General features: G+C 57.6%; 9 protein-coding genes and 1 riboswitch. Of the genes, 2 read left to right on the plus strand and 7 right to left on the minus strand.

All coding sequences use genetic code 11. The features are described from left to right. Positions 1–90: 90 nt before the first annotated feature. Positions 91–2,451, minus strand: a complete 2,361-nt coding sequence (gene polB / locus BM323_RS12370) for a DNA polymerase II (protein ID WP_008108638.1) — start codon at positions 2,449–2,451, stop codon at positions 91–93. Between the two features lie 164 nt (positions 2,452–2,615). Between polB and BM323_RS12375 the strand changes: the two genes are divergently transcribed. Next, complete coding sequence (locus BM323_RS12375) at positions 2,616–3,380, plus strand: DedA family protein (RefSeq protein ID WP_008108634.1); 765 nt, start codon at positions 2,616–2,618, stop codon at positions 3,378–3,380. Here BM323_RS12375 and thiQ read toward each other — a convergent pair. The 4 genes from thiQ to sgrR all read right to left on the minus strand — a co-directional run bounded on the left by thiQ (position 3,377) and on the right by sgrR (position 8,473). Next, entirely contained in the window at positions 3,377–4,078 is a 702-nt protein-coding gene (thiQ, locus tag BM323_RS12380) for a thiamine ABC transporter ATP-binding protein ThiQ (protein WP_008108633.1), read from the minus strand. The two genes, BM323_RS12375 and thiQ, sit on opposite strands and share 4 nt — an antisense overlap. Next, positions 4,062–5,648: a thiamine/thiamine pyrophosphate ABC transporter permease ThiP gene (gene thiP, locus BM323_RS12385; RefSeq protein ID WP_008108631.1), complete on the minus strand. Its 1,587-nt coding sequence runs from the start codon at positions 5,646–5,648 to the stop codon at positions 4,062–4,064. The genes thiQ and thiP overlap by 17 nt, the downstream gene beginning before the upstream one ends. Beyond that, on the minus strand, positions 5,648–6,634 hold the full coding sequence (gene thiB, locus BM323_RS12390; protein ID WP_008108630.1) for a thiamine ABC transporter substrate binding subunit: 987 nt from the start codon (positions 6,632–6,634) through the stop codon (positions 5,648–5,650). Before thiB ends, thiP begins: the two co-directional genes overlap by 1 nt. A gap of 46 nt (positions 6,635–6,680) precedes the next feature. Further along, positions 6,681–6,776: riboswitch (TPP riboswitch) on the minus strand. Positions 6,777–6,811: 35 nt separating this feature from the next. Beyond that, entirely contained in the window at positions 6,812–8,473 is a 1,662-nt protein-coding gene (sgrR, locus tag BM323_RS12395; protein ID WP_008108629.1) for an HTH-type transcriptional regulator SgrR, read from the minus strand. A gap of 255 nt (positions 8,474–8,728) precedes the next feature. Between sgrR and BM323_RS12400 the strand changes: the two genes are divergently transcribed. Beyond that, positions 8,729–9,907: an MFS transporter gene (locus BM323_RS12400; RefSeq protein WP_036649573.1), complete on the plus strand. Its 1,179-nt coding sequence runs from the start codon at positions 8,729–8,731 to the stop codon at positions 9,905–9,907. A 34-nt stretch (positions 9,908–9,941) separates the two neighbouring features. On the opposite strand, the gene leuD is transcribed toward BM323_RS12400, so the two are convergent. Then, on the minus strand, positions 9,942–10,547 hold the full coding sequence (gene leuD, locus BM323_RS12405) for a 3-isopropylmalate dehydratase small subunit (protein WP_008108627.1): 606 nt from the start codon (positions 10,545–10,547) through the stop codon (positions 9,942–9,944). 3 nt (positions 10,548–10,550) lie between these two features. Beyond that, positions 10,551–11,957, minus strand: a complete 1,407-nt coding sequence (leuC, locus tag BM323_RS12410; RefSeq protein ID WP_008108626.1) for a 3-isopropylmalate dehydratase large subunit — start codon at positions 11,955–11,957, stop codon at positions 10,551–10,553. Between the last annotated feature and the right edge of the window lie 4 nt (positions 11,958–11,961).

Below are 11,961 nucleotides of genomic sequence, written 5' to 3' on the forward strand. Positions count from 1 at the left end.
AACCGCCAAACGGGTGTTTGGTCAGATTGTGTGTGCGGTGAGAATCAGGAAGGGCGCTATGGTACTGGATGGCAAGGCATTCGTCACCTGTCAAAAAAGCCCCAGCTGCCCAGTAATGAGTGTAGCAAAGTCATCACCGACGAACGGTAAAATGCCGTCAGCCACCGGTTGCAGCTGTTTAGTGACGTAATGATCGTAGTCGAGAGGCGTATTACGCGCCTCAAGCGGTTCCGGGCCGGCTGTTGCCATCACATAGCGAATTGAGCCGCCATTTTGATACTGCAACGGGCGCTGCAGATTGCGGTTGTGCTCATCGGCGAGGCGCGCAGCGCGCACGTGTGGCGGCACATTACGCTCATAATCTTTCAGCGCGCGACGCAGGCGTTTTTTATATACCAGCTGATCGTCGAGTTCCCCGGCCAGCAGCTGCGCGACCGTTTCGCGAATGTAATCTTGCCACGGCTCGCCACGGAAAATGCGGCCATAGAGATTTTGCTGGAACTGCTGCGCCAGCGGCGTCCAGTCGGTGCGCACCGATTCGAGGCCTTTAAACACCAGCCGCTCACCGCAATCGCTGCGAATCATGCCGGCATAACGCTTTTTGCTGCCCTGTTCGGCGCCGCGAATGGTTGGCATCAGAAAACGGCTGAAGTGGGTTTCATACTCCAGCTCCAGCGCGCTCTCCAGCCCATAAGTCGATTGCAGATGCTGCTGCCACCAGCCATTAACCTGTTCAGCGAGGTGACGACCAATCGCTGTCGCCTCTGCTTCACTGCGCGCGCCTTTTAGCCAGACGAAGGTGGAATCAGTATCGCCGTAAATGACATCAAAGCCTTCAGCTTCAATCAGCTCGCGTGTTTGCTGCATGATGGCGTGGCCGCGTAGGGTAATGGATGACGCGAGGCGCGGATCGAAGAAGCGACAGGCGCTGGTACCGAGCACGCCATAAAAAGCATTCATGATGATCTTCAGTGCCTGCGACAGCGGTTTGTTGTTGTCGCGCTTGGCAGCTTCTCGGCCCTGCCAAATCTGCTCGACAATCGCCGGTAAGCAGTGCGTTTCGCGGGAAAAGCGCGCGTTGCGAAAACCTGGCACGGAATCGGCGTCATCCGGATGCGCCAGGCCTTCCACCAAACCCACTGGATCGATGAGGAAGGTGCGAATAATTGAGGGATAGAGGCTTTTGTAATCCAGCACCAGCACCGAATCGTACAGGCCGGGCCGCGAATCCATCACGTAGCCGCCGGGGCTGGCTTCCGGCGCAACTTCGCCGAGATTCGGCGCCACGAAACCGGCGCGATGCATACGTGGGATATAGAGATGGCCAAAGGCCGCCACCGAACCGCCGTGGCGATCCACCGCTAAACCATTCACCGTGGCGCGTTCCAGCAGGAACGGCATGATGGCGGTGTGCTGGAAAATGCGCGTCACCAGCTCGCAATCCTTGAGGTTATATTTCGCCAGCGCCGGCTTATCGTTGGCAAAGCGCCAGTTGATCTCCTCCATGCGATCCCACGGATTGTCGATGGCTTTGCCTTCGCCCAGCAGCTGGCGCGACACCGCTTCAAGGCTGAAAGAGGGGAAATCCCAGAAGGCGGATTTGAGCGCGTCGATGCCATCGATAATCAAGCGGCCCGTCGCCTGCGCGAAAAACACCCCGGGTTTGAAGCCGTGCTCGCGCCACTCCAGCGCCTGCTTCTGACGTCCTAAACGCAGCGGAATGCCGTAGCGATCGGCGTGTTTCTGCAATACGCGCAAGTCGAACTGCACCACGTTCCAGCCGATAATCACATCCGGTTCATGCCGCTCAAACCACGCGTTGAGCTGCTCAAGCAACTGCGGGCGGCTATCGACATAAATCAGCTCAAAATCGAGCGTGCTGGCATCGCCGTTGGGCGGACCAAGCATGTAAACCTGGCGCTGACCGCAGCCTTCCAGCCCGATGCAGTAGAGTTCGCCATGCTGCGTGGTTTCGATATCCAGCGATACCCATTTCAGCTGCGGACGGTAATCAGGATGTGGCTTCAGGCGCGCGTTGACCACGCTGTCGCCGCGCGTTTCACCGCTAAACCACACCGGCGCAGTGATAAAGCGCTCCATCAAATAGCGTTCGGGTGGACGGATATCCGCTTCATACACCGGAATACCGTTTTCACGCAGGCGCTTTTCCAGATTTTGCAGCTGGCGATTGCTGCGGCAATACAGGCCAAACACCGGGCGGCGGCGGAAATCCTTCAGCTCCAGCGTTTGCAGGCGTGTGTGCCGCTCGTCGCGGATCAGCGCTTCGGTTGGCGCGCGAAACTCCTCGGGAACAAACGCCACGGATTCCTGGGCAGGCAGCACCAGCCGCTGCGGGCCGCTGTCGGTTGCCAGCCACAGCACCACTTCGCTGCCGGTCGGCGTATCTCGCCAATGTCGGGTAAGCAGAAAACCTGCGCGCGGATCGGTCACGTGAACTCCAGAGGATGAATTGCATTGAGTATAACATGGATGTTTATACAGTGTCCTGCAGGCGAAATTGTCACCACTTTGTCAACATCGTTCTACAATTCTTGCCTTGACGACCATGAGTATGCTCTGGACAATCCAGCCTCTATATTCCGCAGAGGATATTTATGGAAGCCTGGATTCAACACCTGTTTTCGCAATCGCTGGAGTACGCGCTGATCGCCGTTGCGCTGGTGACTTTCCTTGAGTCGCTGGCCTTCGTGGGATTGCTGTTGCCGGGCACGGTATTAATGGCCAGCCTTGGGGCGCTGGTCGGCAGTGGACAAATTGGTCTTTACCCGGCGTGGGCGGCAGGTTTTGCTGGCTGCCTCATCGGGGATTGGGTTTCGTATGGTATCGGCTGGAAATTTCAGGGGCCGCTGCATCGTTGGAAATACATCCAAAAATACAAGGGCTTGCTGGATAAAACCGAACATGCGCTGCACCAGCACAGCATGCTCACCATTTTGGTGGGGCGTTTTGTTGGGCCGACGCGTCCACTGATTCCGCTGGCGGCCGGCATGCTGGAGCTGCCGGTGCGCAAGTTTCTGCCGCCTAACCTGATTGGTTGTATTCTCTGGCCACCCGCTTATTTGATGCCGGGCATTCTGGCGGGCGTGGCGATTGACGTGCCGCAGGCCGCGCAGGGCGGCAGCTTTAAATGGTTGCTGTTGCTGGTGGCGCTGCTGCTGTGGATCGGTGGCTGGCTGCTGTGGCGCTGGTGGCGCAGCGGAAAAACCGTCGATTGGGCAACGAAATATCTGCCGACTGCGCGCCTGCGCTGGCTGGCTCCGCTGATGGCGGCAATTGGTTTGGGCGCGTTTATCGCTATCCAGTTCCATCCAATGATGCCGATCTTCCGCCATCTGCTATGGAAAGTCTTCTTCGCTTAACGCGATGTCACGCCAAGGATGGCGGCCGCCTCACTTTCACCACGCACCAAACTTTCAGTACTGCCATCCCAATAGATGCGCCCATCGACGATCACCAAACTGCGCGGCGCAATTTGCTGAGCATCTTCCAGACTGTGCGACACCATCAACAAGGTGATGTTGCGGCTTTCGCATACCGAACGAACCAGCTGCAGCATCTCGTTGCGCAGCGCCGGATCCAGCGCTGAGAAGGGTTCGTCCAGCAGCAAAATTGGCTGATTGCGCAGCAGGCAACGCGCCAATGCCACGCGCTGACGCTGGCCACCGGAAAGTTCGCCAGGCAAACGCGCGAGCATTGTCTGCAGGCCAGTTTGCTCGGCGATAGCCACGACTTGCTGCTGCTGTTCACGCGTCAGTTTCAGGCCCGGATGTAGCCCCAGCGCCATGTTTTGCTGCACCGTCAGATGCGGAAAAAGGTTGTTCTCCTGGAACAGCATGGAAACCGGGCGCGCCGACGGTACGCTGTGAGTATGATCAATGCCGTTCATCACCAGCGCGCCTTGATTGATCGGCAAAAAGCCGCCAATCAGACTCAGCAAGGTACTTTTCCCCGCGCCGCTCGGACCGAGGATCGCCAGACGTTCACCGGCCTGCGCCGCAAAACTGAAGCGCATCGGCAGATGCTGATAAAGGTAAGTGAGGTTATTCAGTGTCAGCATGGCGACCCGGTAATTTTTCCATCAGAGTAAAGAGTAGCAAGCAGAGCAGCAGCAGCAGTAGCGCAGTGACGGCGCCGTCCGCACCGCGATAGGCGCCAATCTGCTGGAACAGATAGAAGGGCAGCGTGCGGAAATCGGCGCTGCCAAACAGCGCGACCACGCCGAAATCACCAATCGACAGCACGCAGGCAAACGCCAGCGCCTGAGCAATTGGACGTTTCAGCGCGCGCAGCTCAATCAGCCGCAAACGGTTGAAGCCGGAGATGCCGAGTGAAGCGCAGAGCTGGCTGTAACGGGCGCTGATATCGCGCATCGGATTCTCCAGCACTTTCATGGCGTAAGGGATGGCGATCAGGGCATTAGTAAAGATCACCAAACCATCGGCGCGCTGCGGCAGACCTACGGTGGCGTTGAACAGCAGGAAGAAACCGCTCGCCAGCACAATGCCCGGCATCGCCAGAATCAGCATGCCGCTCATCTCCATCGCCTGCGCCGCGACTATGTTCTGGCGCTGCCGCAGTTCGCGGCTGCTCCACAACAGCATCATGGTCAGCACCACGCAAAGCAGGCCAGCTCCCACGGCGATGCGCAGCGAGGTAAAGGTGGCTTGCCACAGCGCCGCTTGTTGCAGTGCACCGGCGACGCCGCCGCGCAAACCATCGACGATTACCGCCGCCAGAGGCGGTAACAGCAGCAGCAGCGCCAGACTAATCAACAACGTATCGCTGATGCGCGCCTGCCATGAATCCTGCGGATCGCGCCAGCCGCGAATGCTCTGGCTGCCGGTGGGAATGGCTTTGCTAAAGCGCTGGCTCAGCAATACCAGCAGCAAACAGCAACCGAGCTGTAACAGCGCCAGCAGCGCCGCGCGGCCCGGATCGTAGTCGAAATTCAGCGCCTGATAGATCGCCAGTTCCAGCGTGGTGGCCTGCGGTCCGCCGCCCAGCGCCAGCACCGTGGCGAAGCTGGCGAAACAGAGCATAAAGATTAGCGCCGCCGTCGGCAGAATCTGACGGCGTAGCCACGGCCATTCCAGCCAGCGAAACAGATTCCAGCCGCGCAGGCCTAATTGGGCGGCGACTTGCCGCTGCTCGCCGGGAATGCTCTCCAGCGCCTGTAACAGCAGGCGCGTCGCCAGCGGCAGGTTAAAAAAGACGTGCGCCAGCAGAATGCCCTGCAGGCCATACGGTGAAAAGTGGTAGTCAAAGCCAATGGCCGAGCACAGTTGTGCCAGCCAGCCGCTGCGGCCGTAGACGCTGAGCAAGCCAAACACCGCCACCAGCACCGGCAGCACCAGCGTCATGGCGCACAGGCGCAGCAACAGATTGCGACCGGGAAAACGGCGGCGATAGAGCGCGCGTGCCAGCAGGATTGCGGGCAGCACTGAGAGCAACGCCGACAGCAGCGCCTGCTCAAACGAGAACAGCAGCACATGATGCAGATAACTGTCGTTGAGCAGCGCACGCCAGTCGGTGGCCGGTGCAACCATCACCAATGCGCCAAACGCCAGCAGCGCCACCGCACAGAGCAAAAGCGCGATGACGCTACCGGGAATTAACCAGCCGGGCATTAACGACTAACGGCGCTTTGCCATGCGCTGATCCACGCGGCGCGATGGTCGGCCACTTCGGCTGGCGTGTATTGCAACGCCTTGGCGGGCACCTGCAGCGTTTGATAACCGGCTGGCAGATCGCTTTTGATCACCGGATACATCCAGTTGCCGGTGGGAATGGTCTGCTGGAAGGCCGGAGAAACCATAAACTGCATGAACTGCTGCGCCAGCTTGGGCTGTTTGCTGCTGGCGAGCTGCGCGGCAACTTCCACCTGCAAATAGTGGCCTTCGCTAAATTCGGCGGCGGCGTAGTTCTCTTTCTTCTCTTCGATAATGTGATAAGCCGGAGAAGTGGTGTAGCTCAACACCAGATCGCCTTCGCCCTTCAGGAACAGGCCGTAAGCTTCGCTCCAGCCTTTGGTGACGGTAACGGTTTTTTGTGCCAGCTTCTGCCACGCGTCAGGCGCGTTATCACCATAGACTTTTTGCATCCACAGCAGCAGGCCAAGGCCCGGCGTGCTGGTGCGCGGATCTTCATAAATCACGCGCCATTTTTCCGGGCTTTCGACCAGTTCTTTCAGGCTTTTCGGCGGATTCTTCAGTTTGTTTTTATCGTAGACGAAGGCGAAGTAGCCATAATCGAACGGAATGAAGGTGTCGTTGTGCCAGCCATCTGGCAACGTTAATGCTTTGGTATCAACGCTGCTTTTGGCAAACAGCCCGGTTTTCTCCGCCGCCTGCACCAGATTGTTGTCCAGCCCCAGCACCACATCGGCTTTGCTGTTTTTGCCTTCCATGCGCACACGATTGAGCAGCGATACGCCATCTTCCAGCGCTACGTACTTCAGTTCGCAGCCGCACTGCGCTTCAAAGGCTTTTTTTACCGCTGGACCGGGGCCCCAATCGGCAGAGAACGAATCGTAGGTGTAAACGGTGAGAACCGGTTTGGCAGCGAAAGCCGGTGCCGCAACCAGCAGCAACACAGGCAGAACTTTGTTTAACACTTTGCGCTCCTTGAGGAGAAGATAAGTTGAGTCGCAAAGGATCTGAGGAGTGAGACATCTCAAATCCCTACGCCGGTATTAGCCGGATCAGGTTCGACGGGTTTCTCTCAGCCCTGATTTCAAGGCACCCCGTTGAGAACGGCTCATTCTAGACATTTATATGACAGCGCGAAAGGATCACAGCTCCGGCGGCGCAAACCAGGCTGATTTGAAGTCAAACCAGCCGAGCGTATTGAGGCGCACGCCGCGCATACTGCGCTGTCCTTCCAGCAGCAGCCAGTGATGGAACAGCGGATGCAGATAGTCGCAGTCGATCAGCTGTTTACTCCATTCCGCCAACGGTAAATCCTTTTGCCGCCAGCGTGCGGCATCGGCTTGCCAGTCAATTGGGATGCAGTGATGCATCAACGGCAGCTCAAACAGTTGGGCGAACAGCGCGTACTCGAGCGGCAGGGTAAAGTTGACGCTGCCGAGCCAGATGTCACTTTCACCTTCGCCCTCGAACCACTCTTCGTAGCTCACAACGCGGGTGATCAGCTCAACACCTTGCTGCGCCAGCAGCGGTCGCAGCGCGTTGGCGATACCTTCATGCTCAACGTGATGGCTGTACCAGCTCAGCGTCAGTTGGGTTAAACCTGCTAGCTTGTCGGCGGGCGTGAGATCGCGGCGATGGTGCCAGCGTGGCAGCAAGCCATAAGCGGGGAACCAGTAACGCTGATAGCCGACGCCAGCATGATTCAATAAGGCGATCGGATTAAACAGATAACTCACCCAACGGCGGAAATGCGCATCGCGGCCCAATGCGGAGCGCTGATCGTAAAGCAGAAAGTAGCAGCCTTCTTCCAGACGGCTCTCTTCCGATTTTTCATCGGCGGTTTCGCCTTGCAGTTTGACTCCGGCGTACACCAGTTCATCGCTGATCTCCGGCAGCACCCAAATTGACACATCGTCAATCAGCGCGCGATAGCCAAAGTAATCATCGAAGGCGGCGATTTTCAGCTGCGTTTGTTGGTTGCGCACCACGCTGTACGGGCCGGTGCCAATCGGCTGGCGGGCAAACTGACGCAGCGTTGGCCATTCGCGCGGCAGGATCATCGCGCTGACGCTGGCCAGCAGCCATGGCAACCAATCGTCCGGCTGGCTCAGATGGATATCCAGCGTCCAGGGCGCGGGCGAATCCAGTTTACTGATGTGAGAAAACAGCGGCTGGCTACGCACGCGTTCCAGCGAAGCAATCACATCCTCCATTTCCAGTTCACGACCATGATGAAAACGGATCGCCGGGCGCAGGAAGAAGCGCCACTGCAGCGACGAGGTCTGCTGCCAGTGATGGGCGATATCGGGTTCGATTTCCCCCTTTTCCTCATTTATGCGCATCAGGCCGTTGAAAATTTGTCGCGCCAGATGGGTTTCTGAGCGGCGCAGCGGCGAACCTGGCAGCAGATTGGGCAGCGGACGGTAATAGAGCACGCGCAGAATGTGTTTACCCTGACGGAAGCTGCGGCCTAAATGTGCCGCGATCATCTGGCGCACCTGATTTTTATCGCCAACCAGTTGCACTAACTGTTCGATGCGATCCTGCTCAAGTAGATCCTCAGCGCGCTGCTGCTGGAGCGCCAGGCCGGTATAGCAGAAACTCAGCATCGAGCGCTTGCCGCGTCCCGCTTCCGCCTGCCAAATCAGCCAGCCTTCACTCTGCATGGCGTTGAGCAGGTTACGCATATGGCGACGCGAACAGTGCAGCAGATCCGCCAGCTCGTTGAGCGTGGTTTCCTGATCCTGCCCCTGACAGCTTTGCCATAAGCGGATGAATTGCTGCTGCAAACGTGATGAGGACATAAAAGGGGAACTCCTTGTCAGAATCGCTCAGTTTTTCCTGCCTCATATTAGAGGCATACTGCCCGGCAATGGAAGAGCGGGAGGCATTCAGTAATGAATGGCGCTCTGCCAGCGGTTCCGCCGACGTGGAACCTCTTTCTGAGTAGGGTGCATTTTCACCGCCAGCAGCGCTTTATCTGCTGGCTTTTTTCGTTTTGCTGTAGAATCTTCTACCCTCATTTCTCTACCTTTTTTTATCCGCAAAGGGATTTCTGCATGAAATCGCTGTTAACGCGTCAACGTCGCATCAATCCGGTCTATCTCTCGTTTATGGCGGTGTCGTTTATGACCGGCGTGGCCGGTGCGCTGCAGGCGCCGACGCTGAGCCTGTTTCTGACGCGTGAAGTGCAGGTAAGTCCGTTCTGGGTCGGCTTGTTCTTTACCATCAATGCGATCGCCGGGATTGTGATTAGCCTGCTGATGGCGAAACGCTCCGATAACCAGGGCGATCGCCGCAACCTGATTCTGTTTTGCTGCCTGATGGCGACGCTGAATGCGCTGCTGTTTGCCTTTAATCGCCACTATTTAACGCTGGTGACGCTGGGCGTGTTTTTGTCGGCGCTGGCCAGCGTGTCGATTCCGCAGGTGTTTGCGCTCGCGCGCGAATATGCCGATCAGTCGGCGCGTGAAGTGGTGATGTTCAGCTCGGTGATGCGTGCGCAGCTGTCGCTGGCGTGGGTGATTGGGCCGCCGCTGTCATTTGCGCTGGCGCTCAACTACGGCTTTGTGACGCTGTTTTGCGTGGCGGCGGGGATTTTCCTGCTGAGCATGCTGCTGATCTGGCGTACCTTGCCGTCGGTGCCGCGCGTGGTGGCATCGCCTGAAGAGGTGCTGACGCAGCTGAGCCCGTGGAAAGACAGCCAGGTGCGGTTGCTGTTTATCGCCTCCGTCACCATGTGGGCGTGCAACACCATGTATATCATTGATATGCCGCTGTATATCAGCTCTACGCTTGGCCTACCGGAGAAGCTGGCGGGATTGCTGATGGGCACTGCCGCCGGGCTAGAGATTCCAATCATGCTACTGGCCGGGCATTACGCGCGGCGCACCGGCAAACGCAAACTGATGCTGCTGGCGCTGGTGGCGGCGATTGTGTTTTATCTCGGATTGGTGATGTTCCAGTCGCGTACTGCATTGATGGTACTGCAACTATTCAACGCTGCCTTTATCGGCATCATCGCCGGGATTGGCATGCTGTGGTTCCAGGATTTAATGCCGGGCCGCGCGGGTGCGGCGACGACATTGTTCACCACCTCGATTTCCACCGGCATGATTATCGCCGGCATCATTCAGGGCACCATGAGCGAGCGCTTTGGTCATGAGTCGGTTTACTGGCTGGCGTTGGGGCTGGCGGTGCTGGCGTTGGGATTGGCGTCGCGCGTGCGGGATGTATAAAGGAGAAGGGCGACATCACGTCGCCCTTGTTGCCTTAGCGTAAGAACGCGGGCTGATTGGTTTCGTAGCTGGAGATTGAGGCTTCGTGTTGCAGCGTCAGGCCAATGCTGTCGAGACCGTTGATCATGCAGTGACGGCGGAAGCTGTCGATTTCAAAGCTATACGTTTTATCGCCTGCCGTAACAGTTTGCGCTTCCAGATCCACGGTGAAAGAGACGCCCGGCTGCGCGGCAACCAGTTTGAACATCTCATCCACTTCTTCATCGCTCAACTTCACCGGCAGCAGCTGGTTGTTGAAGCTGTTGCCATAGAAGATGTCGGCGAAGCTTGGCGCGATCACCACATGGAAACCGAAATCAGTCAGCGCCCAAGGCGCGTGCTCACGCGATGAACCGCAGCCAAAGTTCTCACGCGCCAGCAAAATGCTGGTGCCTTTGAACTCGGGTTTGTTCAGCACGAAGCTGGCGGTTGGCACGGTGCCCGCATCATCTTCAAAACGCCAGTCGTGGAACAGGTGCGCGCCAAAACCGGTGCGCGTCACTTTCTGCAGGAACTGCTTAGGAATGATGGCATCAGTGTCGACGTTGGCCGCATCCAATGGCGCCACAATTCCGCTGTGTTGAGTAAATTTGTTCGCCATGGTTTACGCTCCCTGAGTCAATTCACGAATGTCGGCAAAACGACCGGTTACGGCAGCCGCAGCGGCCATCGCCGGGCTCACCAGATGCGTACGTCCACCGCGGCCCTGACGGCCTTCAAAGTTACGGTTGCTGGTTGATGCGCAACGTTCGCCCGGATTGAGGCGGTCATTGTTCATTGCCAGACACATCGAGCAACCCGGTAAGCGCCATTCAAACCCGGCTTCGAGGAAGATTTTGTCCAGACCTTCAGCTTCGGCTTGTGCTTTCACCGGACCGGAACCTGGTACCACCATCGCTACTACGCCCGGCGCTACTTTGCGACCTTTGGCAATTGCGGCAGCGGCACGCAGATCTTCAATACGTGAGTTGGTGCAGGAACCGATAAACACTTTATCGATCGCCACGTCAGTCAGTTTGATGCCTGGCTGCAGATCCATATACGCCAGTGCTTTCTCAGCAGAAGCGCGCTCAACCGGATCGGCAAAGGATTGTGGATTCGGGATCGCTTGATCGACCGCCATCACCTGGCCTGGATTGGTGCCCCAGGTCACTTGCGGGGCGATATCTTCGGCGTGCAGCGTGACGATGCTGTCGAATTTGGCATCGCTGTCGGACTTCAGCGTGCGCCAGTAAGCGACCGCTTGTTCCCACTGCTCGCCCTTCGGCGCGAACTGCTTGTCTTTGAGGTAAGCGAAAGTGGTGTCATCCGGCGCAACCAGGCCCGCTTTGGCACCCATTTCAATCGCCATGTTACACAGCGTCATGCGGCCTTCCATGCTCAGCGCTTCGATCGCTGGGCCACAGAATTCGACAACGTGACCGGTACCGCCAGCGCTGCCGGTTTTACCGATGATCGCCAATACGATGTCTTTGGCAGTGATGCCCGGCGCAGCTTCGCCCAGCACTTCAATCTTCATGGTTTTCGCGCGGCCCTGCTTCAGGGTTTGCGTGGCAAACACATGCTCAACTTCGGAAGTACCGATACCGAATGCCAGTGAACCGAACGCGCCGTGGGTGGCGGTGTGGGAATCGCCGCACACAATGGTCATGCCCGGCAACGTCATGCCTTGCTCAGGCCCAATCACGTGCACGATGCCCTGGAACGGGTGATTCAGGTCATACAGCTGAATGCCGAACTCAGCACAGTTTTTGATCAGCTCTTGCATCTGAATACGCGCCATCTCGCCAGACGCATTGATATCTTTGGTCTGCGTCGAAACGTTGTGATCCATGGTAGCGAAGGTTTTCGACGGCTGGCGCACTTTGCGGCCGTGCGCGCGCAGGCCATCAAAGGCCTGCGGTGACGTCACTTCATGGATCAGATGGCGATCGATATAGAGTAACGGAGTTTCGTTAGGCGTTTCGTGGACGACATGTGCATCAAATAACTTCTGGTATAAGCTTTTCATTTTA

Source organism: Pantoea sp. YR525 (genome assembly GCF_900116775.1).
GTDB classification, from domain to species: Bacteria; Pseudomonadota; Gammaproteobacteria; order Enterobacterales; family Enterobacteriaceae; genus Pantoea; species Pantoea symbiotica.

Coding starts and splice junctions, on each gene's coding strand:
- BM323_RS12375 (WP_008108634.1), top strand. CDS start 2,616: ATGGAAGCCTGGATTCAACACCTGTTTTCGCAATCGCTGGAGTACGCG.
- thiQ (WP_008108633.1), bottom strand. CDS start 4,078: ATGCTGACACTGAATAACCTCACTTACCTTTATCAGCATCTGCCGATG.
- thiP (WP_008108631.1), bottom strand. CDS start 5,648: ATGCCCGGCTGGTTAATTCCCGGTAGCGTCATCGCGCTTTTGCTCTGT.
- sgrR (WP_008108629.1), bottom strand. CDS start 8,473: ATGTCCTCATCACGTTTGCAGCAGCAATTCATCCGCTTATGGCAAAGC.
- BM323_RS12400 (WP_036649573.1), top strand. CDS start 8,729: ATGAAATCGCTGTTAACGCGTCAACGTCGCATCAATCCGGTCTATCTC.
- leuD (WP_008108627.1), bottom strand. CDS start 10,547: ATGGCGAACAAATTTACTCAACACAGCGGAATTGTGGCGCCATTGGAT.
- leuC (WP_008108626.1), bottom strand. CDS start 11,957: ATGAAAAGCTTATACCAGAAGTTATTTGATGCACATGTCGTCCACGAA.